We start from the raw sequence: 25119 nt of genomic DNA on the forward strand, positions 1-25119 counted from the left end.
AGCGAAGTTATCCAAGGCAAATCAAAAGGAAATCCAGCAAATATGCGTACAAAAAATAATGCCAGTCAGCTTAACTGACTGGCATTAGGCATAAAGCCTGGTTTGTTCTAAAAGATAAAGAGCTGTTAGTGTAAACCACCCACATATTTAGACAGAACTTCAATATCTTCGTCAGTCAGTTTCTTCGCAACGTCACGCATCATGCCGTTCATGTCATTGGCGCGCGAGCCATTACGGAAAGACTCCAACTGAGTTTTTACGTAAGCCGCGTGCTGGAAAGAGATTTTAGGAAAGCCAGCTAAGCTATGACCAACACCCCGTGGACCATGACAAGCGATACAGGCTGTAACACCTCGCTCCATATCACCACCGCGGAATAATTTCTCACCTTTAGCTACTACATCTTCCGGCGTGCTGCCTTCTTTCATGGTTTGGCTGGAGTAATACGCAGCCAGATCTTTCATATCTTGCTCAGACAGAGCAGCAACCATACCGGCCATCACAGCATTGTTACGACCTTCTTTACCACCTGTAGCTGCGCCGAGCTTAAACTCTTTTAATTGCTTAAAAATATAACCAGCATGTTGACCAGCAATTTTTGGATATAAATCGGTTGGGCTATTCCCGTCCATGCCATGACAGGCTGCACAAGTTACGGATTTAGCTTTACCTGCTTCAGCATCCCCATCGGCTGCATAAGCTGTACTGATTAACCCTAAAAAGAGCGTGAGTGGAAGTGCGAATTTTTTCATTTTTTTTCCGTCTCTGTCCGCGTTGAACCGCCAGTGATCTGGCAACCAAATTGAATAACCCTACATTTTATGTCTATTTTACACGAATCTTGCGCAGATAGAATCCCATAAATCACAGTAAAGCTTCTGTGGATCTTCAGGATCCGTTACACTATAGCCAAATTTACAGCCGGAGCTGACAGTGTACAAAGCGATCATCAATTATCAGAAAGCAACTTTTCTGACCAGTGCCCCTGATATTAAGGCTCTGCCCGCAGATACAGGTATCGAAGTTGCCTTTGCTGGTCGTTCAAACGCCGGCAAGTCCAGTGCATTAAATACGCTGACGCGGCAAAATGGTTTAGCCCGTACCAGTAAAACACCTGGTCGTACTCAGCTAATTAACACCTTTGCATTAGCTGAAAACCAGCGTCTGATCGATTTACCTGGTTATGGTTTTGCTAAAGTGCCTTTAGCTGTGAAAGAAAAATGGCAAAAAGCCTGAGCGAATACCTGATGAAACGCCAGAGTTTAAAAGGCATAGTGGTTTTAATGGATATACGCCATCCATTGAAAGACTTAGACCAGGATTTAATTCATTGGGCAGTGCAAAGTAATTTGCAAGTTCTGCTACTGTTGACCAAAGCTGATAAATTAAGTCCGGGGCCACGTAAAAAAGTGTTGTTAGAAGTGACTGAAGCTTCGATGGCCTTTATGGGCGACGTGACGGTGCAGGTATTCAGTTCTCTGACTAAATTAGGTTTGCCTGAGTTAGAACAAAAACTGGATCAGTGGTTTAGTGCCGAACAAGAATAAGTTGTAGAAAAATCCTGAACTTCTGAAAAGCAGAGCATAGTCTCTGCTTTTTTTTGTCCATTTTCGACGGTCTTGCAGTAACGGTAACTGACCTCGGAGGCATTAGGAAAAAAAATTGTGAGAATGGTTGTTCGATGGGTAGAGTGATGGGTTTTTGTAGGCCTGAAAAAAGAAAACCGGCCTTTTTTGAGGAGGCCGGTCATAGCAAACGGGGAGAAGCTATTCAATAATTTCAAATCAACAGGGTGTCTTGGATTAACAAGACAACGCCATTATACATAAAATTATGAATGTTTGAAGTATTTGCTCTAAAAAATCTAATTTTATTTCAGTTTTTCTGATCAGCAGACAAAAAAAACGCCCCACTGCAAGCAGTGGGGCGGCTAAATAAGCCTTTCTTTCTGGTCGCTAAATAAGCATTTAAGCTGATTAGTGCTGAAAGATAGAACATCTTACCTCTGTACCCTACGAAATTGATTCTACAAGTGTTGATTAAAAAAGCAAGTGAAGAGCTGTAATTAAACTACAAATATTTAGTGAAACCGTCATTAATCTGAAAAAATGTAGCTTAATTACCAATGCTTGAGAGGCTTTTTATCCTAAAATTGTGCACTGCAGGTGGGAATAGCTGAGGAAAGAGCGCTCTAGCTATTTTTTGTATCTGATCGATCACGACTCCAAAATGAAAAATAGTTATAAAAAAGCCCCAAACAAGTTTGGGCGAAAAATCAAACTACCAGGAATGGGCATTTACACACTTAGTAAGACTGGCTGTTTTTTACTAAGTTCAGCCGGATTCCATTTTTTTTAATGGGCTTGATCCCAGTTCGGGCCAGAACCAGCTTCTGCCAGCAAAGGTACATCAAGTGATGCTGCAGTTTGCATAATCTCAACCAGTTCCCTGCTGACCCGCTCCAGCTCTTCGGTTTTCACTTCAAACACCAGTTCATCGTGTACCTGCATAATCATAGCAACAACACCCTCAGGTTGTTTGTCTTGCCAGGCTGCTACTTTGATCATCGCCATCTTAATAATATCGGCCGCAGTGCCTTGCATAGGCGCATTGATAGCGGCGCGCTCAGCGCCTTTTTTCCGCGCCATGTTTTTGGCATTAATTTCCGGCAGATACAAACGACGGCCAAACAGAGTTTCAACATAACCTTGTTCGTGCGCCTGGGTACGGGTACGTTCCATATAACCCAACACGCCAGGGAAACGCTCAAAATAAAGGTCAACATACTGCTGAGCTTCGCCCCGACTGATACCTAACTGGCGTGCCAGACCAAAAGCTGACATGCCATAAATCAGACCGAAGTTCACCGCTTTAGCACGACGGCGTTGTTCTGCACTGACCTGGTCCAGCGCTACACCAAAGACTTCAGCAGCTGTGGCTCTGTGAATATCTTTACCTTGAGCAAAAGCATTGAGCAGAGCAGGGTCACGTGATAAATGCGCCATAATGCGTAATTCAATTTGCGAATAGTCGATGGCCAGAATAGTTTTGCCAGGCTCTGCAATAAACGCCTGACGAATACGACGGCCTTCTTCGCTGCGGATGGGGATATTTTGCAAGTTGGGCTCAGTCGAGCTTAAGCGGCCCGTAGCAGCCACAGCCTGATGGTAAGAAGTATGTACCCGGCCTGTGACTGGATTAACAGATAACGGGAGTTTATCGGTGTAGGTCGATTTAAGCTTACTCAGGCCCCGGTGTTCTGTAATAAGTTTTGGAAACTCGTAATCGTGCGCCAGTTCAGCCAGAACTTCCTCTGCTGTGGATGGCGTGCCTGTGGGCGTTTTTTTCAACACAGGTAAGCCATCTGTTCAAATAAGATTTCCTGTAATTGCTTAGGTGAGGACAGGTTAAATTCTTTCCCGGCCATCTGATAAGCTTGTTGTTCTATCTCGCTGATCCGTTTGGCTAAATCCAGACTTTGTTGTGCCAGCAAGTTGCCATCAATTTTAACCCCGGTACGTTCCATTGCGGATAAAATAGGAACTAGCGGCATTTCGATATCGCGAAAGACTTTTTGTAAACCAGAATGCTGTTCCAGCATAGGCCATAAGGCTGATGCAAGCGTAAAGTGACATCAGCATCTTCTGCAGCATAAGGTGAAGCTTGTTCCAGTGCGATTTGGTTAAAGGTGATTTGTTTGGCACCTTTGCCTGCAATGTCTTCAAAGCCGATCGTTTTATGACCCAGGTACTTCAGTGCCAGAGAATCCATGTCATGACGCGAGGCTACGCTGTTGACTATGTAAGATTCGAGCATAGTGTCAAAACGAATACCGCGCAGTTGGATACCGTGGCGTGCGAGGACACTTTGATCGTACTTCAGGTTTTGACCCACTTTGGCTTTGCTTTCATCTTCCAGCCAGTTTTTCAGTTCTGCTAATACCCAGTCACGGCTCAGCTGTTCAGGTGCACCTACATAATCATGAGCCAACGGAATGTAACAGGCATCACCAGCTGCCAGGGCCAGTGAAATACCCACTATATCGGCCTGCATATAATCTAGGCTGGTGGTTTCGGTATCAAAAGCTACCAGTTCAACTTCAGGTAGACGCTTTAACAGCTGCTGAAAGTCCGCTTCGGTCAAAATACATGGGTAGTTGGAGGTGTCAATGCCACTGCCAGATGATTCTGCAGCTGGTTCGTCATTGGTTTTTGCTGCTTCCGTTGTAACCGCGGTCGCTGTATCTTTCCCTGCTAACACTTCACTCAACCAGCGTCTAAATTCACAGGCGGCATAAAGCTCCGCCAGTTTGGTCTGATCTGGTGTTTTGATATCTAAGCTTGTTGGGTCAAGAGAGAGTTCAACATCGGTTTTGATGGTGGCTAACTGATATGACAAGGTCAGTTGCTCTTTAAATTCTTGCATTTTTGCCGCTATGGTTTTACTACCACGGAAATTCAGTGTGGCGATTTGATCCAGTTGTTGGTAAAGCTTATCTATTGAGCCTATGCCTTGCAGTAATGCTAAAGCTGTTTTTTCACCTACACCAGGTAACCCAGGAATATTGTCAGCTTTATCTCCCATCAGGGCTAAATAGTCGATAATGAGTTCAGGGCCCACACCAAATTTTTCAGTAACACCAGCAGGATCTAAAATGGTATCCGTCATGGTATTAATTAAGGTGACATGTTGGTCGACCAATTGAGCCATATCTTTATCGCCAGTAGATATCAATACATGACGACCTTGCTGACTGGCTTGCACAGCCAAAGTACCAATAACATCGTCCGCTTCAACACCACTGATACAAAGCAGAGGTAAGCCCATAGCTTCAATAATCTGATGCAAGGGCGCTATTTGACTACGCAAATCATCGGGCATGGGTGGGCGATGGGCTTTGTATTCGCTGTACATTTCATTGCGAAAAGTTAGTCCCTTCGCATCAAATACCACGACCATTTGACTGGGTTTATACTGGCGTAACAAACTTTTCAGCATGTTGACCACGCCATAAATAGCGCCTGTGGCTTCTCCTTTGGAGTTAGTCAGATGTGGTGGCGAATGATAAGCACGAAATAAATAAGAAGAACCGTCGACCAAAATAAGAGGATTGTCCGGTATAACAACCATGATAAGGATCCCTAAATGTTTTGCATAAGCATGCCACAACAGTGCTGGATCAGCTAGCTGTAGCTCTGTCGCCTTAGTCGTTGAGGCTGCGGCTTTATTAATGGCAAGCTCTTGCCTCAGTTGATACTTTTTTATACGAAAAAGCTGTGGATAACTTTGTGGACAGACCATAGGAAACACCCAGAAGATCTGCAGAGAAATTCCGGTGCTTGATGATTAAGTTTATGTATTTAAAAGAAAAAAAAGGTGATACTACAGGTTCCCTTATTGTTTTTCTTATTATTCCATTTTGTGGAAAATTATCTCACTTTGGTTACCCGTCGAAAAAGGCGACAGCGTAAGACAATCAAAGTGGGAAAACAGACTACCACAAAGATTTTCTTTGCACAGTCCTGTTTTGAATTTTTTTTAACTGAAAAAAATGTCTGTCAGATTGATCAGTTATAAGCAACTTTTGGCTGCAAATTTTATCCAAGATAGGCTAAGTTAAATACCAACAAATACAGGGGCTTCCACTATGAAGCATCACGGCGTTATAATGCCTTAACTTTTGTATGGCTTATTGACAGGATTATCCAGATGAAAAAATTCACTTTCGCCTTAGTGCTAATGGCAACTGCTGCAATAGCCAACGTTGCTGCGCAGGAAGCTGACAACGAAGCTCTGAAAAAACGTCTTGAACCCGTAGGTCAGGTGTACCTGGCTGGTGCTCAGGCTGCTGCAGATACCGGACCTAAAGGCCCACGCACGGGTGAGCAAGTATACCAAGGTGCCTGTTTTGCTTGTCATGGTACCGGTGCTTTAGATGCGCCGAAAAAAGGTGATGCAGCCTGGAAACCACGTTTAGCCCAAGGCATGGATATACTGAAGAAACATGCCATTGAAGGTATCCGCTCTATGCCTCCACGTGGTACCTGTGGTGATTGTTCTGATGATGAAATTGAAGCAGCAATCAAATTTATGACCGAAGGCGTGTAAACTTTTTGTTAGCGAAGAACGCTGCCTTGGCAGCGTTTTCTGTTTCTACTGCTCCAATAGATCCAGTTATTGTATTTATAGCTCGATCGTTTATAAGAAGATCTGACCAGCCGACTCATTTTGCCTTCCATCTGCTTAAGCTTTGTGCATAATAGAGATGTTTAAACATCAGTCAGTTTTGGCTGCCTCGCCTCAAACAAGAATAAGAGAAAAAGTTGAAGGATATAACAACTCTGAACAAAGCCCACCACCTTGTGGTTAGTCAGCTGCGTCGTTTGCGTAAGCTGGCTGCAGGCTATAAACAGGCTTATATCATTCAGGGCGCTTTACTTAAACTGTCAGAATTAGCGTCTGGCATTAAAGACATGCGTGAGTTTTATCCCGCTATTCACCGGTTACTTAACCAGCAACTCAAAGCCGATAATTTTTATGTAGTGCTCTGTGAGCAGGACCAACAGTTTTCGTTGGAATATTTTGCAGATGAAAAAGATCAACGAGCCTTGTTAGATGCGCCATCGGATGCATTTGCTTCAGGTTTGACTGGATATGTAGCTCGCACTAAACAAGCCCTGTTGTGTGATCAGGACGAGTATCGCCGACTGGTAGAAACAGGCGATATTACGGCTCAGGGGACCGCCAGTCAGTATTGGTTGGGCGTACCTTTATGTCGTGGTGAAAAAGTGATTGGGGTGATGGCGATTCAAAGCTACGACCCGGACTGTCGTTATAATCAACACGATTTAGCGCTGATCAGTAATATTGCGATTCATACAGTCACAGCCATCGACAGAGTGAAAAGCCGGGAGCTGTTAGAGCAAACAGTGCGTGAACGTACTCAACAATTACGCAATACCAATCAGTCGCTGGAAAAAGAAATCCGTGAGCGGACCAATGCAGAGCAGTTGCAGTCTGCTTTGTATAAAATTTCAGAAATGACAGCAAAAAGCACCGACATGATGAGTTTTTATCATGAAGTACACCAGATTTTGTCTGAATTGATGAAAGCTGATAACTGCTATATTGCTCTGTTAAACGAAGCCGGTGATCGCTTACATTTTCCGTTTTATTTGGATCAGTACACACCAACGCCCAGAGAGCGTGCTTTGCAAAGTGGCTTAACTGAGTATGTGATCCGCTCTGGCGAAGCCAAATTAATCAGCCAGGCCCAGTTGTTAGAGCTTATCAAAACGGGTGTAGTTGACCGTGTTCAATCCAGTCTTAATCACAGCTCTATGTCCACCAGTTGGCTAGGTGCGCCTTTGTTAGTGGGACCGCAGGTGTTAGGTGTTATTGCACTGCAATGTTATGACAATACCTATAGCTATAGCGAACAGGAGCTGAATCTTCTGCGTTTTGTTTCGCAGCATATAGCGGTGGCTATTTCTCGTAAGTTAAACACAGAGCAACAAAAGCAACAGCATGAAGAGCTGGAAAAACGTATTTTTGAACGCACCCGCGAATTGCGGCAAACCAATTTATTTTTGCGTTTACAGGTTGAAGAGCGAAAAAAAGCCGAAGAAAAACTGTTCCACGAAGCGAACCATGATGCTTTAACAGGTTTGGCGAATAGGCAAATGTTTTTAATGCAGTTGCGCCAGCGTTTTTCCTACCGTAATCGTGAGGCCACACCACGTTTTGCGTTGTTATTTATCGATTTAGACCGTTTTAAGCTGATTAACGATACCTTAGGTCACCATATTGGCGATTTATTTTTAATCGAAGTAAGTCGGCGTTTACAGCAAACTGTAAGGGAACATGACTTAGTCGCTCGTTTAGGTGGTGATGAGTTCGTTATTTTATTGGGGCAGATCCAAAGCGATGTTGACGCTGAGGAAGTAGCTGAGCGTTTAATTGAATCGTTGCGTCAGCCGATGATGCTTGAAGGCCAGCAGGTCTGTTCAGGCGCCAGCTTAGGTATTGCCTGTTATCAGCCTGACTATCAGAACGCCGATGAATTGTTACGTGATGCTGATGCGGCCATGTACCAGGCCAAGTCGTTTGGCCGAAACCGTTTTGTGATTTTTAATGATTCGATGCGTCAGCAAATGCTGCAAGAGTTAGGGCAGGAACAAGCCTTACAACAAGCTGTTGATCAACAACAGTTTGCTCCAGCATTCCGGCCTTTAGTGCAGGATAAAGACGTGCTTGGTTATCAAGTACTGTTGAACTGGCAACAGGGCGATGCGGCACAAAAAGCTGAATTAAGTCGTCAGGCGACTCAGGCTGGTTTAATGCCTGACATTGAACTGGAGCTGGTGCGGCAGATTTGTCAGAAAAATGCCAGTACAGAACTCTTCAGCATGACATTGAGCAGTGGCCATCTGAACAATACCTTACTTTTTGATAAGCTCTGCAATGTGTTGCGCCATTCCGTACTGCCATTACATCAGCTTTGTATTGGCTTTAACGAAGCGGAATTGTTACGTTTAACCACCACTCAACTGGCCAATTTGCATCAGCTTAAGAGACTGGGGATCCGATTATTATTGGATCAGTTTGCTGCTGAAGTGGCTGCGCTAGGTTTGCTTGTACAGTATCCGTTTGATTTTGTTGTCTTAGATACCGCCTTTAGCCGCAGTTTACAGCGCAGTGATCAGCGTAAACAGCTGCTGCAGGTCTTGCTAAGTTTGGCGCAGACCCACAAATACCGTCTGGTCGCTGCTGTGGCCGAAACTGACGAAAGCCGCTCTTATCTGACTCAGCTGGGATGCTGCTATTTTGCCGATAGCAGCCCGGTCAGTGAAACTCAATCAGGACTTTTTCAGCAACTGGCGTAATCTATCGATATGCGCTAAACCCGTTTCCTGACGCTGCTGTTCTGTTTTCACAGGTGCCGCTTTGCTCCACTCCAAATCATCGGCAGGCAATTCATATAAAAACCGGCTTGGTTCTGGTTTGATCACTTCGCCGTACTGACGACGCTCGCGGGCATAAGTAAAAATCAGCTCACGTTGTGCTCTGGTGATACCTACATAAGCCAAGCGGCGCTCTTCTTCGACATTGTCTTCGTCTATGCTGCTTTGATGCGGTAATAAACCTTCTTCCATACCGACCATAAAGACATAAGGAAACTCCAGGCCTTTCGAAGCGTGTAAGGTCAGCAGTTGCACCTGATCGGCCTCATCTTCCTGCTCCTGCCGTTCCATCATATCCCGTAGCGTCAGTTTAGTGACCACTTCGTTTAAACTCAGTGGCTCTTCATCGTCTTTGCCTTCAAGCATTTCGCTGATCCAGCGATACAGCTCATTGATATTATTCAGTGCCATTTCCGCCGCTTTGGGGCTTGCGCTGCTTTCAAATAACCAGGCTTCGTACTGACTTTGCCGGATCAGATCTTTTACTGCTTCCTTTGGATCAGACCGCAGTGCATTGTCGGCGACATGATTAATCCAGTTGGCAAAGTTCTGCACGGCTTGCAGGCCGCGTGCTGGCAAACGTTCTGCCAGTTCAGGCTCGAAGCAGGCGGCAAATAAGCTGATATGTTTTTCATTGGCCAGACTGCCAATTCGCTCGAGCGTTGCCGCACCTATCTCACGTTTCGGCGTGTTGATAATACGCAAAAACGCATTGTCATCGTCCTGATTCACCAATAAGCGTAAATAGGCCATGATGTCTTTAATTTCAGCGCGGGAAAAAAACGAAGTCCCCCCTGAGACTTTGTAGGGGATTCGGTTGGTCATCAGAGCTTTTTCAAACACCCGTGCCTGATGGTTGCCGCGATACAGCAGCGCATATTCCTTGTATTGAGTACGATTAATAAAGCGATGCGAAATAATCTCAGCCACCACTTTTTCGGCTTCATCTTCTTCATTGCGGGTCGGTAACACCCGTAAAGGCACGCCATAACCCAGCTCACTGAACAGCCGTTTATCGTACTCATGCGGGTTATTGGCGATCAGAATATTGGCTGCTTTTAAAATGCGTTCGGCCGAGCGGTAGTTTTGCTCCAGCTTAATGACTTTTAAATTCGGAAAATCCTTGCCCAAGAGCACCAGGTTTTGCGGTTTGGCGCCACGCCAGGAATAAATCGACTGGTCGTCGTCTCCTACCACAGTAAAACGCTGACGCTCACCGACCAGCCATTTCACCAGTTCGTACTGGCTGGTATTGGTATCCTGATATTCATCTACCAACAGATACTGGATTTTTTGCTGCCATTTTTGCCGCACTTGTTCATTGGAAGCAAACAGCAGGGTAGGCACCATAATTAAATCGTCAAAATCCAGCGCATTATAGGCCCGCAGTTGCTGGGCATATTGCTGGTAGAAATTGGCAAAGCTGATGCTTTGCGCATCAGTAGCGCGAGCCAGCGCTTGGCCTGGTAAAGTTAAATCGTTTTTCCATGAGGATATTTTACCTTGCAGCGCTTTCAGTAAATCTTTATCACCTTGCAGTTCGGTATCGGTCAGCTCTTTGAGCAGCGCCATGCTGTCCTGATCGTCAAACAGCGTAAAGTTCGGCTTATACCCAATAGCGCGGTATTCCTTTTTCAGGATCTCAAGACCTAAGGTGTGAAAGGTAGAAACAGTTAAACCCCGTAACAAAGGGCGTTCCAGCTGATGCTTAATCCGCTCTTTCATTTCGCGGGCGGCTTTATTGGTAAAAGTCACGGCCGCTATATGTTTAGCGGGCACACCACATTGCTGAATTAAATAGGCAATTTTATTGGTAATGACCCGGGTTTTGCCACTGCCAGCGCCAGCCAGCACCAGGCAAGGCCCGCTGATATAATGCACCGCATCGTTTTGTTGAGAGTTAAGTTTCATCAGGCACCTTTCACAGAAGGACGCTAGTTTAACTCAAATTGACCGGGCAGAGGCGCGCTGATTTCTGCACAAAACGAGCAAGTCCGGCAAATATGCGGCAGAATGGATCCACCTTGAGCCTCAAGGCTCGTAGAATAAACCGACGCTAGAGGAGTTAGACCATGATTGATCCAAAAAAGATTGAAGAAATTGCCAAACAAATTGGTGCTGTGATCCCACCTAAAGTACGTGAGATGGCTGACGATGTTGAAAACAAAGTAAAGCAGGTGTTGCAACAAAAACTCAGCCAGCTGGATTTCGTTTCCCGCGAAGAGTTTGATGTGCAAACTCAGGTGCTGGTTAAAACCCGTGCCAAATTGGATGAACTGGAACGTCGTGTGGCTGAATTATCGGCGAAAGACGAGTCAGCTAGCTAAAAAGTGAAGTAAATAAGGACGGTTATGAAGTTAAGTCAGGTATCAGTGCTGCTGGCTGGATTATTCAGCTCTGTGGTTTTAGCTCAGGTTGAGCAGGTGATCCAGGTCGGGCATTTGCTGGATGTGCGCACAGGGAACTACCAGAAAAATAAAGCTATTCTGGTTGAAGAAGGTCGCATCAGCGCTATTGTTGATGCAAAAGATGCTCCCAAAAACGTACAGATAATTGATTTATCCACCCATTATGTAGTGCCTGGCCTGATTGATATGCACGTACATTTAACTTCAGATCCGCAAAAACATGGCTACCGTGGTTTAGTGGAAACCCCAACCCGTGAAGCCATCTTTGGAGTCAGCGCGGCCAAGGCGACCTTAAAAGCAGGTTTTACCACAGTGCGTAATCTGGGAGCATCAGGTTATGCCGATGTGTCGCTTCGTGATGCTATTGAAGAGGGCGAAATTCAGGGACCTCGGATGCGGGTGGCGGCTAATACCATCTGTATCACAGGAGGGCACTGTGATAATAATTTGCTGCCCCATATCTACAACGCACGCAGTGCTGGTGTAGCTAATGGTCCGGATGAAGTGCGCGCTAAAGTGCGGGAAAACATCAAATACGGCGCTGATGTAATTAAGTTTGCAGCCACTGGTGGTGTGTTATCGAAAAACACTGATGTGAATGCCAGTCAGTATAACCTCGAAGAAATGAAAGCCTTAATAGACGAAGCTCATGACAGGGGCAGGATAGTGGCAGCCCATGCTCACGGTTTACAAGGGATTAAACGCGCGATTGAAGCCGGCGTCGACTCGATTGAACACGGCAGTTTTATTGATGATGAAGCCATTAAACTGGCGAAAAAACACGGCACTTATTTAGTCATGGATGTGTACGTCAGCGACTTTATCTTAAGTGAAGGTGAAAAAGCCGGCATTTTGCCTGAGTCTTTAGCCAAAGAGAAAAAAGTAGGTTTACTGCAACGGCAAAACTTCCAAAAAGCGGTCAAAGCCGGTGTGAAAATGGCCTACGGTACCGACGCCGGAGTCTACACTCATGGTTTAAACGGCCGTCAGTTTGCTTATATGGTGCAGTGGGGCATGACGCCTTTGCAGGCGATTCAGGCCGCTACAGTCAATGCTGGTACTTTGTTGAACTGGAAAAATGAGCAAGGCCAACAAAATGTCGGTGTGCTGGAAGTTGGAGCTTTTGCTGATTTAGTCGCCTTGTCTGCAGACCCGTTGCAACAAATCAAAACTCTGGAACAACCCGTAAAGGTGGTGAAGTCAGGCCAACAAGTGTTATAAAACCTTCAGTAGTAGCATTAGATATTCTAATGCTACTGTCACACTTTTTCTCGTCTTTCTTACACAGTCCTGTCATGACCTTACTGAATAATTATACCCAGTTTAATGACTGATAACGGGAAAGACCTGATGAAAATATTCACTGCTGTAGCTCTGACTTTAGCCTTTGTAGCTGCACAAGCACAAGCCAGTTATCTGTATTCCAATACAGAATACTGCGAGTTAGCTAATGATAAGGCGCAATCTGCTTTACTGAGCGCGTATAGTAAAAAGTTAGGCGTGAAACCTTCCTATACAGAGTGCAGCCAATTGTTACGTCCTGCAACTGCCTTGGTACAGGTTAAAGATGCAGAGGGACAAATCCGTTCTTTCTCTCGTGGTTCAGCCCGTAAATTGCCTGCTTCGTTGATCCAGCAATTAAAAGCCATGTCAGACAAAGAGCGTTTGATGGCTTTGACACAGATCTACGGATAATTTCACCCGTTTGTCACTTTCGCTCTGGGTACTGACTTGAAAACTCAGTAAAGTAGCTCCAGATAGAAAGCGGAGGTAACAATGAGTGAATTTGATTTTGATTTAGACCATCTGGATTTTGACAGCGCAGAAAAGAACTCTGAGCTGAAACAAAAAGCCGCCGAAGCTGCAGCAGCTGAGCAAGCTCAGTTGCAGGATGATTCGGATGACTGCGCCAGCGGTGCCTGTAAAATTTAATAATAAGCCGATGACTTTGCTCATCGGCTTATTTTTTATGGCGACAATTTCACTTGCCGCAGCTCCGGCAGTTGCAAAATTATCGCCAGCACAGCGCATTGACTCAAATCATCTTGGTTATGAACTGCAATACTGGGTTTATACGCCTGAACAGGACGCTGCATCTGCATTACCTTCGTTATATGTTACTGACGGTGCTGCTTACCTGGCGGCAGGGCAGATGGAGCAAATACTGGATAACGAAATTAAACAGGGCAGAATTCAGCCTCTGCATATGATTTTTGTCGATAGCCGTGACCCTGACAATCTGAGGAACAATAGAAGAAACCAGGAGTTTATGTGTAATTCACAGTACGCTTCTTTTTATAAAGAAGAGTTGGTTCCAGCTGTGGAGAGACAATACAAAAGTCTGCAGGACAGAGCTCAGAGAGGGATTATGGGCTTATCTTTTGGGGGAACCAATGCTGCATGTTTTGGCTTGCTTTTACCTGATCTGTTTTCAAAAATAGGGATGCATTCACCTGCGTCCAGCCAGCATTTGAACGTACTGACTCAAATGTATAAAAAAAGCTCGTTTTCTGAGCTGAAGTTTTTTCACTCGGTGGGCACAAAGAATGACAATCTGGGGGCTAACCGCAAGTTTCACCGTGTACTGAAGGCCAAGTGCTATCAAACCCATTTTATAGAAGTACGTTATGGTCATGACTGGGATAACTGGCGGCCATTAATCGATGACTTACTGCAAAGCTTGTATCCAGCCAGCTTAATAACGGCTAACTAATCCCTTTAATCGATTGAGTGTATTTGTTTATTTCATTTTTTGAAATGAAGGCCCCCGCTTATTCTGTGTTGGCAGGATAGAGCGAACTCCAAAGAGGGTCATAACAATGTTTCAAAAATCAGCCTTAGTCGTAGCTTTAGGTTTGTCTTTAGCTGTGCAAGCAAACACTTTAACCAGAGACAATGGTGCTCCGGTTGGGGATAATCAGAATTCCACTACAGCAGGTGCGAATGGCAGTGTGTTACTGCAGGACGTGCACCTGATCCAGAAATTACAACGTTTTGCCCGTGAGCGTATTCCTGAACGTGTTGTGCATGCTCGCGGTACTGGTGCTCATGGCGAGTTTGTTGCGACTGACGATTTATCCGATTTAACCATAGCTGCGCCTTTCGCTGACCAGGGGAAAAAGACACCGGTTTTTGTGCGTTTCTCCACCGTTATTCATGGTAATCACAGCCCTGAGACGTTGCGAGATCCCCGTGGTTTCGCCGTCAAGTTTTATTCTGATCAGGGCAACTGGGACTTAGTGGGCAACAACCTGCCGGTATTTTTTATTCGTGATGCAATTAAATTTCCGGACATGGTGCATTCATTAAAACCTTCCCCAATCGACAATATGCAGGACCCGAATCGTGTGTTCGACTTTATGTCGCACGAACCTGGCTCTACCCAGATGCTGACTTTTGTCTACTCAGACTTAGGTACGCCCGCCAGCTACCGTGAAATGGATGGTTTTGGTGTGCATGCATACAAGTTCATTAATGACCAAGGAAAGGTGCACTATGTTAAGTTCAACTGGAAGAGCCAGCAGGGGGTGAAATCTCTGGACGCAGACGCTGTGACTAAAACTCAGGGCATGGATTTTAACCACCTGACCCGTGATTTATATCAGAACATCAATGCAGGCAATAATCCGAAGTGGGATTTGTATGTGCAGGTGATTACACCGGATCAACTCGATGATTTTGACTTTAACCCGCTGGATGCCACTAAAACCTGGCCTGGTGTGAAAGAACGTAAAGTCGGTACCATGACGCTGAACCGTATGCCGGATAACTTCTTTGAAGAAACTGAGCAATCAGCTTTTGCGCCAGCCAATCTGATCCCGGGAATAGAGCCATCAGAAGACCGTTTATTGCAAGGTCGTATTTTCTCTTATTCAGATACTCAGTTGTATCGTTTAGGTGCAAATCACAGCCAGTTGCCCATCAATAAAGCCAAAGTGATGGTGGATAACCACAATCAGGATGGCGCTATGAATTTGGGTAACAGCAAGTCCAATGTCAATTACGAACCAAGCCGGATTGAACCTAAAGCTGTGGTAACAGCTGCCCGCGTTGTCGAAACAAAGTTAGATGGCACAGTGATGCAAAAAGCCATCAGTAAACAAGACAACTTCAGTCAGGCTGGTGCTTTATACCGCAGCTTTGATAAACAGCAACAAGCCAATCTAATTCGCAACCTGGCAGGTGATTTAGGTCAGGTAAAAGATGCTGTAACCAAACACAAAATGCTGGCGCATTTTTACAAAGCGGACAGCGAGTATGGCACTCGCTTAACTAAAGCGGTTAACGGCGACTTAAAACAAGTGCAGCAAATCGCTTTGTCTTTGTAACCCAACCTTTGGTGCAGGTCAGTTGGTTTCATCCCTGCCAACTGACCTTTTTTTGAAGCCCTGCGAAACTCGTATGCTCTGTCCTGCACCCAGGGTGAGTTTCGCAGGCACTTATTACCTTTTGTACTTGAAGCCTTAGCTTTGTTGAACACGAGACGAGCAGGGTAAACCAACCCCTACAACATCGTCTTGCTGTAACTCTGAGTGCTTTAGGGAATCTATAGCTCTATATTTGAGGCATTTATCTGATGCGATTATTACTACTGAGTCTGATGCTGTTAAGTACTATGCTGAGCTCTGAAGAACAAGCCTCTGATCCATTGGAACAACTCACGTCTTACTTCTTTGCAGCTGCCCGCACTGGTGATGTTGTCGTTTTGAATGAGTTTTTAAAGCAGGGGTTTCCGGTTGATCAGCGCAATAGTCAAAGTTATACCGCGTTGATGGTGGCGACTTATGCCGGTCAGCAGCAAGCTGTTGAATTATTACTGCAACAAGGGGCAGACGCCTGCTTACGCGATAAACGTGGTCATACCGCTATGATGGGAGCCATAGTAAAAGCCGAATGGACTATAGGAAAAATTCTGTATCCTATTGACTGTAAGGAAGACAAATCAGTGGATGCGAAGACTCCTGTGACAGACAAAGAAAAAATGACGGTAGCGCAGTTTGCTGCAGTTTTTGGCCAGAGCGAAAAACTACAGCAACTGGCAGAAGATATTCAGGCTAAACAGCAGGCTAGTCGGGATTAGAGTGCTGCTGTCACTTTAATTTCTACTTTCCACTCCGGGTTTGCCAAACGAGCTTCCACAGTGGCCCGGGCAGGAGCCTGATCTTCTTCTACCCAGAGATCCCAGGCTGTATTCATTGCGTTGTAATCCGCCATATCAGCCAGATAAATAGTGGCGTCGACAATACGGCTTTTAGTCATACCTAATTCGGCTAACAGCGTGTCAATTTGCGCCAGCACATTCGTTGTCTGTGCTGTTGCATCCGCATCCAAATTATCCGGCACCATGCCGGATAAAAACACTAAGCCATTGGCTATAACGGCTTCGCTATATCTTTTGCCTGGTTGTATACGTTGGATCATCAATTTTCCTTAGCTTAGATCACGGGTTTATAGCCTTCACTTTGACCATCTATCAGGTCATAAGCTGACATAGCCGGGATCTGTTGTTGTATTTGTTGTTCCAGCTGATCCAGCGTTTTTAACTGCTGACAAATCTGCTGGCCGCGTTGCTGTAAATTTTTACTGTTCTTTTGCATATCGGTTTTTAGCTGGCTACCGAAGGTTTGCATTTTACTACGAAAACTTTGCATTTTTTCTGTAGCGGAACCCGGGCTTTGCAGCGCATTTTGGCCCAAGGTCAGCATCATTTGTCCACTGATCCTGGCAACAGCCTGCTGAATTTTTTGTTCAGCCTCTTTCGCCAGATTTTTATCCGCTGAGCGCAGCTGACTGCCAAAGACGTAAATCGTATCACCTTGTCGTTGCACCAGCTGATTCAATTGCAGTTCCAATTGCTCGACAGGCTCCTGCAATTCAGGGTTTTCGGCAAGGCTCATGCCTGTGGCTGTTTGTACATTTTGGTCCAACACAGAACGTGCCAGTTGCAAACTGTCATCCATCAATGCTGCAGAGGCCGTCACCTGAGTACGAATACCTTGTTGATAAGCCTTCAAATGTTGTTGGGTTTCGGCACTATGAGTAGTTTTTTGCTGAGCCAGCCACAATTGTCCTTTGGTATCGATGCGCCAAAGCTCCTGCTCACCACGTTGAATGCTGACGACTGACGGACTGACTTTCAAATCATCCTGCAGTGTTAAAGCACATTGATCGCTGGCGTAGCTCAGACCACTCGCCAGTAGCATTGCACTTGTACAGATATACTTCATAACAACCTCAATAAGGTGAAAAAAGCTATGCTGCAAGACTGGCTATGAATCATCACTGAATCACTGTTCGGCCTTGCCACTACAGCTTTTTTGTCTTCATTTTTTGTTCCTGACTCAGCTGGTTGGAGTGCTGGGGGCAAACAGCAGTTCAATCGCCCGTTTCGTTTGCTGCAAACAAAGTTGTAACTGACCAGCAAGCAAAGGGTCGAGCTTCTGCTGTTGCTGCAGTTGGTGTTCAGTCAGTCGGCATAATTGACTTAAACGTAATAATCCTAACTGCCCCATGCTCCCAATCATACGATGGAACAGTTTAGAGTCGGGCTCTGCCTGACTTAACGCCTGCTGCAGAGTGCACAACTGTTCCTGCACCTTTGCACTCAGCGCCTGACGCTGTTCAGCAGTTAATGCCTGTAAGGTTTGCTGCATATAATCCATTTGATAAAGAGGGCTCAATGGTGGTAACTGTGCCAGTTGTGCAATCAGTGCCTGCAGTTGTTCACGTCGCCAGGGTTTAAGCAGCACAGCACTGATCTGTGCTGCGTTTTCTTTGTGTGCTGAACCCGTAACCAGAATAAAACGGGAATTCTCATCGACCTGCTGCTGTAACTGCAGTTGTCTTATCGTCTGATGTGCATCCGCATCTTGCAGCTGTCCATCTAAAAACACCCAAGACCAGAGTCGCTGCGGTAACTGTGTCACCTGCTGCAGACTGCTAACGGCAGTTACCTCAAAGCCTGACTGGGTTAACACCTGTTCCAGGCTAACCCGACATAATTCATCGTCTTCAACCACTAACGCTGTTGCTGCTGCAGTCGTGGACTGGAGGGGCGCTAATAACTCAGACACCTGACATTTCAGCACAAAGCTGACTTCAGTACCAAGCCCAGGTACCGACTGGATTTCCAAAGCTGACCCCAACTGACGCAGCAGTTTTTGGCACACTAGCATGCCAAGACCCGGACCTGCCTGCAATGCGCGTTGCTGGCTTAAACGCTCGCCACTTAATAATTGATGGATTTGCAGTGTCGTTAAACCTACGCCGGTATCCCGTACTTTAAAGCACAGGTTCAGAGTTGCATCCTGTCGGCTCACTAACTCGACCCTGACCTCAATTTCGCCTTGCTGAGTGTACTTCACCGCATTTGAGATCAGATTCGTTAGTAATTGAGTCAGCAGATTTTCATCAAGCAACAGCAAATCGGGTACATTGGTCGCTACGGAACTACTTAATCGCAATCCTTTATTGCTCGCCAAAGGCTCCAGTAAGTCGTGTAAGCGTGCCAGTAGTTCTGTCAGCACCACTTGCTGATCCACGGGTTGATAAACCCCATAATCCAGTCTGCTAGTGGTCAGAATGTTGTTGATAATATTATCTAGTGACCAGACTGAACGACGTGCCAATAGAATTTTTTGTTGACCTTCGGGATGTTCGATTTGAGGTAACAACTGAGCCAGGACGGCATCAATACCCTGTAATGGGGTACGGATTTCATGGCCTAAAGTGGCGATAAATTCATTTTTAACTGCAATTTTTTGTTGCGCCATTTCCTGCTGTTTTTGTAGCAGTAGTCTGTTACGTCTTGATTTGTGATAAAAAAGGGACAACAACAAGGCTAAAGCTAAGCAAGCGCCCACGGATAACAGCAACAGCATGTTTTTTTGATGCTGATGTTTCAGTACATCCAGTTGGCTTTGCTGCGCGGACTGTTGCAACTCAACTTCAAGTAAGTTTTTGTGTTGCTCGCTGGCGATCACCAGAGCTTGTTTATGGGTTTGATCATCAAAGAGGGATTGCTGCAACTGACGCACTTGCTCCAGTGCTTCATAGGCGCGTCGATCATCTTGCTTAAATCTGGCGACCTTCGCTGTGACCAACCAAAAATCCAGCAGAAGTTGTGGCTCGGCAAAATCAGCAGATTGTAGAGCCAACTTTGTATACAAAGCTGCCGCTTGGTCTGGCAGCGAAAACTCCAGTAAAGCACTCAGATGGCGTAAGCTAAATCTTTGGAAATTACTTTTGTATTCATCCTGGTGCAGTAACTCAGTGATCTGTTGATATTTGCTATTCGCTTGTTCAACACGGTCAGAATGTAAATCCAGCCAAGCCAGACTTTGCAGAGCATCCGCTTGTTCTATCTATTGCTCACCTGCTGTGCGGCTGACAAGGCGAATTGTAACTGCTGTTCACTTTCCTGATATTTGTGCTGGGCCAACAAAGTGCGACCCAAGCTCAAATGGTATTGGGCTATCAGGGCCTGTTCCTGTCGCGCCAGTCTTAACTCCAGCGCTTTGCGGGCAAAATCTTCTGCACTCTGATACTGCTGATAGAGGCGGCTGGCTTCTGCCAGAAGGTGTAAAAAATTAGCCTGACGATTTGTGTCCTCTCCCGTCATCGCCAGAGTTAAGCCATCACTGGCAATCTGAATCGCCTGTGGGTAGGCATACAGATTCATGTAAATATGCGCCAGATCGTAACGAATGATTTGCAGTGGCACAGCATTATTCGCGTCTACAGCTATTTGCATAGCTTCCAGCGCTTTGGGCAGCGCTTTATCGGCCTGACCTAAACGATTCAGGTTGTCGGCTTGTCGCCTCAATGCATTAAATAATTGTTTGGTATCTTTCTGGATGCGGGCTAAACGTTCAATTTCAAGACTGGTGTGGTAGGCCTGTTGGTAGTTTCCCTGCAGCATAAAAGCTGTCGTTTGCTGCAGCAGTATTCTGTGATAAAGAGTACTTTCTCTGTCTGTGCTGCTATCCAGCCACTGTCTGGCATACGTCAGACTGAGCGCCGGGTCTTGAGTCACAAAGACTTCGGTTAGCCTGACCAAGAGATCAAGCTGCTGCTCCAAAGTCCTACTTTGCTCCAGTTGCTGTTGCAATTGCTGACGCTCAGCAGCAGTGGATACTTCCACCTGTTGCTGACTTTGCGCCATCGCAGGTACAAGCAATACCAGACCCAACCATAGAGAAAGCAGCTTAACGGCCACTATACAACTCCTTGAATACCTTCAATCCATGCTAACAACCAGTTCTGATTAGAGCAAGGCGTCATCTGATTTAATGGTTATAAACCAAAAAAGTTATTTTAATAACTAAAAGGTATAAAGCAGAGAGAAGGGTTATTTAGGTTTATCCATTTAGACGGCTAAAATGGCGTTAACTTAGCTTATTCGTGGTGTTTTTATGCTATTAGCCTCTTTAGCTGCTCAGGCCAGTCCTTTGTCTGCTCAACAAATCAAGGATTTACAGTCGCTGGTGAGTCAACTGAATCCTATACAGCAGGCTTGGGTCAGTGGTTATCTGGCAGCAGCTGCCCAGCTGGCTGGCGGTCTTTCTGCGGCACCTGTGCAGCAGACCAATGAAAGTGCGGTACTGACTATTCTGTATGGCTCACAAACTGGCAACGCCAAAGCGGTAGCTACTAAGGTCAAAGCAGCGGCTGAGCAACAAGGTATAGCGGTGAAGCTGGCCGATATTGGCAGCTATAAAACCACGGCTTTGGCAAAAGAAAAATACTTGCTGATTGTCACTTCTACTTATGGTGAAGGTGAGCCACCAGAAAGTGCAGTGGCTTTCCACAAATTTTTATTCAGCAAAAAAGCCCCGAAACTGGATGGCCTGAAATATGCTGTCTTGGGTTTGGGCGATACCAGTTACGAATTCTTCTGTAAAACCGCCATCGATTTCGACGAGCAATTAGCGGCTTTAGGTGCCAAACGTTTGCATGCAAGGGCTGATCTGGATGTGGATTATGCGGCACAAGCGGCCAGTTGGACTGAAGCTGCAGTGTTGGCTTTTGCACCTGAGTTAAAACAGGCGACGGGTTCTGCCCAGGTTATTGCCTGGCCAGGAGCTACGGCCACGGCAAGTCACGACAGCGCCTACACCAAAGAAACTCCATACAGTGCAGAGTTGTCAGTGAATCAAAAAATCACTGGCCGTGATTCGACCAAAGATGTACGTCATATTGAAATTTCTCTGGCCGATTCAGGTATTACCTATCAGCCTGGAGATGCGTTAGGTGTGTATTTCCTCAATGATACTAAAGCGGTTGACGCTATTTTGACTGCAACAGGTTTGGATGGCACAACTGAAGTGCAGCTTGCCGGCCAAACACTGGCTTTGAAGACGGCCTTAACTGAACAGTTAGAGCTGACTCAGTCTTACCCAAGCTTTGTCGAAAAATACGCACAAGCTACAGCCAACAGCGAATTGCTGGAGCTAGTCAAAGATAAAGCGGCTTTGCGGCAGTATCTGGACAGCCGCCAGACGCTGGATGTGATTTTGCAAAACCCTGCACCTTTAACCGCTCAGCAGCTGGTTGATTCGCTGCGTAAACAGCAACCTCGTTTGTACTCTATTGCCTCTTCTCAGGCTGAAGTAGGGGATGAAGTGCACTTAACGTTAGGTGTGGTGCGTTACGACGCCTTTGGTGAAACGCATTTAGGTGGTGCTTCAGGCTTTTTGGCCGAGCGATTGGAAGAAGGCTCGCAGGTCAAGGTCTTTGTTGAACACAACGACAACTTCCGCCTGCCGGACCATGACACTCCGGTTATTATGATAGGTCCTGGCACAGGCATAGCGCCGTTCCGCGCTTTCCTGCAGGAGCGGGATCAGGCTGGAGCTACAGGTCAAAACTGGCTGTTTTTTGGTAATCCACACTTTACTCAGGACTTCCTGTATCAGGTCGAGCTGCAGGACTATCTAAAACGTGGCGTGCTGAGCAAACTAGATGTGGCCTTTAGTCGCGATCAGGCGCAAAAGGTTTATGTGCAGGACAAATTACGCGTAAAAGCCGAAGAGATCTGGACCTGGTTACAACAAGGCGCTTACCTGTATATCTGTGGTGATGGCAATAAAATGGCCAAAGATGTGCATCAGGCTTTGCTCGACATCGCCCAGCAACAAGGTGGCTTTAGTGCAGAACAAGCAGAACAGTATTTTGACGATTTACGTCAAGCCAAACGTTATCAGAAGGATGTTTATTAATGACTCAGCCAATTAACCCGGATTTACAGGTGCAAGGTCAGCTGTCTGATAACGAGCGGCTGAAAAAAGACAGCCATTTATTACGTGGCACTATCACCAAAGATTTAAAAGACGAAATCACCGGCGGCTTTAACGGCGACAACTTTATGTTGATCCGTTTCCATGGCATGTATCAGCAGGATGATCGTGATATTCGCCCTGAACGTGCTCAGCAAAAACTGGAGCCTCTGCATAACGTCATGTTACGTGCCCGTATGCCGGGCGGTATTATCAAGCCAGAACAGTGGCTGGCGATTGACGAGTTTGCGGCGGATAACACTCTCTATGGCAGCATTCGTTTAACTACCCGCCAGACTTTTCAGTTTCATGGTGTGTTAAAACCCAAGATCAAAGGTATGCACCAGATGCTGAACAGCATCGGCATCGACTCTATTGCTACAGCAGGGGACGTCAACCGTAACGTGTTGTGTACATCGAACCCGGTGGAGTCTGTGTTGCATCAGCAAGCCTATGAATGGGCTGCGAAGATTTCTGAACATTTGTTGCCAAAAACCAAAGCTTACGCCGAAATCTGGCTGGATGAAGAAAAGGTCGAAACCACAGAAGTGGAACCTGTACTGGGCGAAACTTATCTGCCACGTAAGTTTAAGACCACAGTGGTGATCCCACCACAAAACGACGTCGACGTGCATGCGAACGACTTAAACTTTGTCGCTATTGCCGAAAATGGCCAGTTGATCGGTTTTAACGTGTTGGTGGGCGGTGGCTTAGCCATGACGCACGGTGACAAAGGCACTTACCCACGTAAAGCCGAAGACTTTGGTTTTATTGGTCTGGAGCATGTATTGGCTGTGGCTGAACACGTAGTGACAGTGCAGCGCGATTATGGCGACAGGGTCAATCGTAAAAACGCCAAAACCAAATACACCATAGACCGCATCGGTGTTGAGACTTTTAAAGCTGAAGTGGAAAAACGGGCGGGTGTGAAGTTTCAATCAAGCCGCCCTTATGAATTCACTGGCCGTGGCGACCGTTTTGGTTGGGTCGAGGGTATAGACGGTAAACACCACCTGACGGTATTTATCGAGAACGGCCGTATCCTGGATTATCCGGGCAAAACCTTAAAAACCGGTGTCGCTGAAATTGCCCGTATTCATAAAGGCGATTTCCGCATGACAGCGAATCAGAACCTGATCATCGCTGGTGTGGCGGCTGAAGATAAAACCCGGATTGAAGCTTTAGCCCGTCAACACGGTCTGATTAACGACTCAGTCACTGAGCAGCGTAAGAACTCTATGGCTTGTGTGTCCTTACCGACTTGTCCACTGGCGATGGCTGAAGCCGAACGCTATTTACCAACCTTGGTCACTCATGTCGAAGGGCTGCTGACAAAGCACGGTGTGCCTGATGATCATATTATCTTACGGGTGGTGGGTTGCCCGAACGGTTGTGGCCGCGCCATGCTGGCTGAAGCCGGTTTAGTCGGCCGTGGTCCTGGTAAATACAACTTGTATTTAGGTGGTAATACCCAGGGCACTCGTATTCCAAAGCTGTACTTAGATAACGTGGCTGAAGCTGAAATTCTGCAGGCGCTGGACGGCCTGATTGGACGTTGGGTGCTTGAGCGCCAAAGCGGTGAATGTTTTGGTGATTTTGTCGTGCGTGTTGGCGTTGTGGCCGAAGTGAAAGTATCTAAAACCGACTTTCATGCCTGATGATATTTATGTGAGGTGCTGGTCATGAGTCAGTATAAACAGCTACTACAGCTGGACACAGAACAACAGCAACACCTGTTGGCAGAAGCCAATCAGCTGTTACTACCTTTTACAGCTGCAGAGCGCGTCAGGTGGGCGCTTGAACATTTGCCGGATCAGCAGATCTTAAGTTCTAGTTTTGGTATTCAGTCCGCTGTGATGCTGCATCTGGTGACGACTGAGCGACCTGATATTCCAGTCGTATTAACAGACACGGGTTATCTGTTCCCGGAAACTTATCAGTTTATTGATGAGCTAAAAGAGCGGTTACAGCTGAATCTGAAAGTCTATCGTGCCCACTTAAGCCAGGCCTGGCAGGAAGCGCGTTTTGGCAAGTTATGGGAAAACGAGGCGGGTATTAAGCAATACAACCATATGAATAAAGTGGAGCCTCTGCAGCGTGCATTAAAAGAGCTCAATGTAGGCACCTGGTTTAGTGGTTTACGCCGCAGTCAGTCCAGCACGCGTGCTGATAAAAATATCATCGAAATCAGCCGTGGCACAGTCAAAGTGCAGCCTATTATTGAGTGGAGCAATAAAGACGTATTTTATTATTTAAAACAACACGATTTGCCGTATCATCCGCTGTGGGAACAAGGTTATGTTTCAGTGGGTGATGTACACTCAACCCGTAAACTCGAGCTGGGTATGACTGAAGAGGAGACCCGTTTTAATGGTTTCGGTCGTGAATGTGGCATTCATTTGGATGGGGATGGTATCTAAATCATCCCGTTCTCACTGTTGTTCTGCCTGTCACTGAACTGGCAAATAATAC

At 46.0% G+C, this 25119-nt stretch carries 18 protein-coding genes and 2 pseudogenes; 13 read left to right on the forward strand and 7 right to left on the reverse strand.

Features of this window, described 5'->3' with window-relative positions:
• Nucleotides 1-125 precede the first annotated feature (125 nt).
• Nucleotides 126-752, reverse strand: coding sequence for a c-type cytochrome (locus WH43_RS02185; protein WP_053423029.1), 627 nt, complete (start codon nucleotides 750-752; stop codon nucleotides 126-128).
• A gap of 181 nt (nucleotides 753-933) precedes the next feature.
• Here WH43_RS02185 and yihA point away from each other — a divergent pair.
• Nucleotides 934-1547, forward strand: a pseudogene (yihA, locus tag WH43_RS02190) (ribosome biogenesis GTP-binding protein YihA/YsxC).
• A gap of 807 nt (nucleotides 1548-2354) precedes the next feature.
• Here yihA and polA read toward each other — a convergent pair.
• Nucleotides 2355-5130: pseudogene (gene polA, locus WH43_RS02195) on the reverse strand (DNA polymerase I).
• A 579-nt stretch (nucleotides 5131-5709) separates the two neighbouring features.
• On the opposite strand from polA, the gene WH43_RS02205 reads away from it, so the two are divergent.
• Together WH43_RS02205 and WH43_RS02210 are read left to right on the forward strand one after the other, a co-directional pair.
• On the forward strand, nucleotides 5710-6108 hold the full coding sequence (locus tag WH43_RS02205) for a c-type cytochrome (protein ID WP_053423031.1): 399 nt from the start codon (nucleotides 5710-5712) through the stop codon (nucleotides 6106-6108).
• A gap of 215 nt (nucleotides 6109-6323) precedes the next feature.
• Nucleotides 6324-8885, forward strand: a complete 2562-nt coding sequence (locus WH43_RS02210; RefSeq protein WP_053423032.1) for a diguanylate cyclase domain-containing protein — start codon at nucleotides 6324-6326, stop codon at nucleotides 8883-8885.
• Here the strand turns inward: WH43_RS02210 and rep are convergent.
• On the reverse strand, nucleotides 8859-10874 hold the full coding sequence (rep, locus tag WH43_RS02215) for a DNA helicase Rep (protein WP_053423033.1): 2016 nt from the start codon (nucleotides 10872-10874) through the stop codon (nucleotides 8859-8861). The two genes, WH43_RS02210 and rep, sit on opposite strands and share 27 nt — an antisense overlap.
• A gap of 161 nt (nucleotides 10875-11035) precedes the next feature.
• On the opposite strand from rep, the gene ubiK reads away from it, so the two are divergent.
• The 7 genes from ubiK to WH43_RS02245 all read left to right on the forward strand — a co-directional run bounded on the left by ubiK (nucleotide 11036) and on the right by WH43_RS02245 (nucleotide 16451).
• Entirely contained in the window at nucleotides 11036-11290 is a 255-nt protein-coding gene (gene ubiK / locus WH43_RS02220; RefSeq protein ID WP_053423034.1) for a ubiquinone biosynthesis accessory factor UbiK, read from the forward strand.
• A gap of 24 nt (nucleotides 11291-11314) precedes the next feature.
• The gene (locus WH43_RS02225) at nucleotides 11315-12592 is read left to right on the forward strand and encodes a Xaa-Pro dipeptidase (RefSeq protein ID WP_053423035.1); all 1278 of its coding nucleotides are present in this window, start codon (nucleotides 11315-11317) and stop codon (nucleotides 12590-12592) included.
• A gap of 129 nt (nucleotides 12593-12721) precedes the next feature.
• On the forward strand, nucleotides 12722-13066 hold the full coding sequence (locus WH43_RS02230) for a hypothetical protein (RefSeq protein ID WP_053423036.1): 345 nt from the start codon (nucleotides 12722-12724) through the stop codon (nucleotides 13064-13066).
• An 81-nt stretch (nucleotides 13067-13147) separates the two neighbouring features.
• On the forward strand, nucleotides 13148-13303 hold the full coding sequence (locus WH43_RS20225) for a hypothetical protein (RefSeq protein ID WP_185148548.1): 156 nt from the start codon (nucleotides 13148-13150) through the stop codon (nucleotides 13301-13303).
• On the forward strand, nucleotides 13272-14084 hold the full coding sequence (locus tag WH43_RS02235) for an alpha/beta hydrolase (RefSeq protein ID WP_053423037.1): 813 nt from the start codon (nucleotides 13272-13274) through the stop codon (nucleotides 14082-14084). Before WH43_RS20225 ends, WH43_RS02235 begins: the two co-directional genes overlap by 32 nt.
• Nucleotides 14085-14190: 106 nt before the next feature.
• On the forward strand, nucleotides 14191-15699 hold the full coding sequence (locus WH43_RS02240; RefSeq protein WP_053423038.1) for a catalase: 1509 nt from the start codon (nucleotides 14191-14193) through the stop codon (nucleotides 15697-15699).
• 248 nt (nucleotides 15700-15947) lie between these two features.
• On the forward strand, nucleotides 15948-16451 hold the full coding sequence (locus WH43_RS02245) for an ankyrin repeat domain-containing protein (RefSeq protein ID WP_053423039.1): 504 nt from the start codon (nucleotides 15948-15950) through the stop codon (nucleotides 16449-16451).
• Here the strand turns inward: WH43_RS02245 and WH43_RS02250 are convergent.
• The 4 genes from WH43_RS02250 to WH43_RS02265 all read right to left on the reverse strand — a co-directional run bounded on the left by WH43_RS02250 (nucleotide 16448) and on the right by WH43_RS02265 (nucleotide 20588).
• Entirely contained in the window at nucleotides 16448-16792 is a 345-nt protein-coding gene (locus WH43_RS02250; RefSeq protein WP_147903384.1) for a RidA family protein, read from the reverse strand. The genes WH43_RS02245 and WH43_RS02250 overlap by 4 nt on opposite strands.
• A gap of 14 nt (nucleotides 16793-16806) precedes the next feature.
• Nucleotides 16807-17598: a DUF2884 family protein gene (locus WH43_RS02255; RefSeq protein WP_053423041.1), complete on the reverse strand. Its 792-nt coding sequence runs from the start codon at nucleotides 17596-17598 to the stop codon at nucleotides 16807-16809.
• Nucleotides 17599-17712: 114 nt separating this feature from the next.
• Nucleotides 17713-19527, reverse strand: a complete 1815-nt coding sequence (locus tag WH43_RS02260) for an ATP-binding protein (protein WP_152342763.1) — start codon at nucleotides 19525-19527, stop codon at nucleotides 17713-17715.
• 203 nt (nucleotides 19528-19730) lie between these two features.
• Nucleotides 19731-20588: a tetratricopeptide repeat protein gene (locus WH43_RS02265; protein ID WP_053423043.1), complete on the reverse strand. Its 858-nt coding sequence runs from the start codon at nucleotides 20586-20588 to the stop codon at nucleotides 19731-19733.
• Nucleotides 20589-20784: 196 nt separating this feature from the next.
• On the opposite strand from WH43_RS02265, the gene WH43_RS02270 reads away from it, so the two are divergent.
• From WH43_RS02270 to WH43_RS02280, 3 genes are read left to right on the forward strand one after another with little or no spacing between them, the layout of a single operon-like run.
• Entirely contained in the window at nucleotides 20785-22590 is a 1806-nt protein-coding gene (locus WH43_RS02270; protein ID WP_053423044.1) for an assimilatory sulfite reductase (NADPH) flavoprotein subunit, read from the forward strand.
• On the forward strand, nucleotides 22590-24305 hold the full coding sequence (gene cysI, locus WH43_RS02275; RefSeq protein WP_053423045.1) for an assimilatory sulfite reductase (NADPH) hemoprotein subunit: 1716 nt from the start codon (nucleotides 22590-22592) through the stop codon (nucleotides 24303-24305). Before WH43_RS02270 ends, cysI begins: the two co-directional genes overlap by 1 nt.
• A gap of 24 nt (nucleotides 24306-24329) precedes the next feature.
• Nucleotides 24330-25067 (forward strand): phosphoadenylyl-sulfate reductase, encoded by a 738-nt coding sequence (locus tag WH43_RS02280; RefSeq protein WP_053423046.1) that lies wholly within the window; start codon nucleotides 24330-24332, stop codon nucleotides 25065-25067.
• Nucleotides 25068-25119 lie beyond the last annotated feature (52 nt).

The sequence above is a fragment of the Rheinheimera sp. KL1 genome (assembly GCF_001275035.1).
Lineage (GTDB): Bacteria > Pseudomonadota > Gammaproteobacteria > Enterobacterales > Alteromonadaceae > Pararheinheimera > Pararheinheimera tangshanensis.

Excerpts from the sequence above, each read along its gene's own strand:
- WH43_RS02185 (WP_053423029.1), bottom strand. The coding sequence starts at position 752 with ATGAAAAAATTCGCACTTCCACTCACGCTCTTTTTAGGGTTAATCAGT.
- WH43_RS02205 (WP_053423031.1), top strand. The coding sequence starts at position 5,710 with ATGAAAAAATTCACTTTCGCCTTAGTGCTAATGGCAACTGCTGCAATA.
- rep (WP_053423033.1), bottom strand. The coding sequence starts at position 10,874 with ATGAAACTTAACTCTCAACAAAACGATGCGGTGCATTATATCAGCGGG.
- ubiK (WP_053423034.1), top strand. The coding sequence starts at position 11,036 with ATGATTGATCCAAAAAAGATTGAAGAAATTGCCAAACAAATTGGTGCT.
- WH43_RS02225 (WP_053423035.1), top strand. The coding sequence starts at position 11,315 with ATGAAGTTAAGTCAGGTATCAGTGCTGCTGGCTGGATTATTCAGCTCT.
- WH43_RS02230 (WP_053423036.1), top strand. The coding sequence starts at position 12,722 with ATGAAAATATTCACTGCTGTAGCTCTGACTTTAGCCTTTGTAGCTGCA.
- WH43_RS20225 (WP_185148548.1), top strand. The coding sequence starts at position 13,148 with ATGAGTGAATTTGATTTTGATTTAGACCATCTGGATTTTGACAGCGCA.
- WH43_RS02235 (WP_053423037.1), top strand. The coding sequence starts at position 13,272 with ATGACTGCGCCAGCGGTGCCTGTAAAATTTAATAATAAGCCGATGACT.
- WH43_RS02240 (WP_053423038.1), top strand. The coding sequence starts at position 14,191 with ATGTTTCAAAAATCAGCCTTAGTCGTAGCTTTAGGTTTGTCTTTAGCT.
- WH43_RS02245 (WP_053423039.1), top strand. The coding sequence starts at position 15,948 with ATGCGATTATTACTACTGAGTCTGATGCTGTTAAGTACTATGCTGAGC.
- WH43_RS02250 (WP_147903384.1), bottom strand. The coding sequence starts at position 16,792 with ATGATCCAACGTATACAACCAGGCAAAAGATATAGCGAAGCCGTTATA.
- WH43_RS02255 (WP_053423041.1), bottom strand. The coding sequence starts at position 17,598 with ATGAAGTATATCTGTACAAGTGCAATGCTACTGGCGAGTGGTCTGAGC.
- WH43_RS02270 (WP_053423044.1), top strand. The coding sequence starts at position 20,785 with ATGCTATTAGCCTCTTTAGCTGCTCAGGCCAGTCCTTTGTCTGCTCAA.
- cysI (WP_053423045.1), top strand. The coding sequence starts at position 22,590 with ATGACTCAGCCAATTAACCCGGATTTACAGGTGCAAGGTCAGCTGTCT.
- WH43_RS02280 (WP_053423046.1), top strand. The coding sequence starts at position 24,330 with ATGAGTCAGTATAAACAGCTACTACAGCTGGACACAGAACAACAGCAA.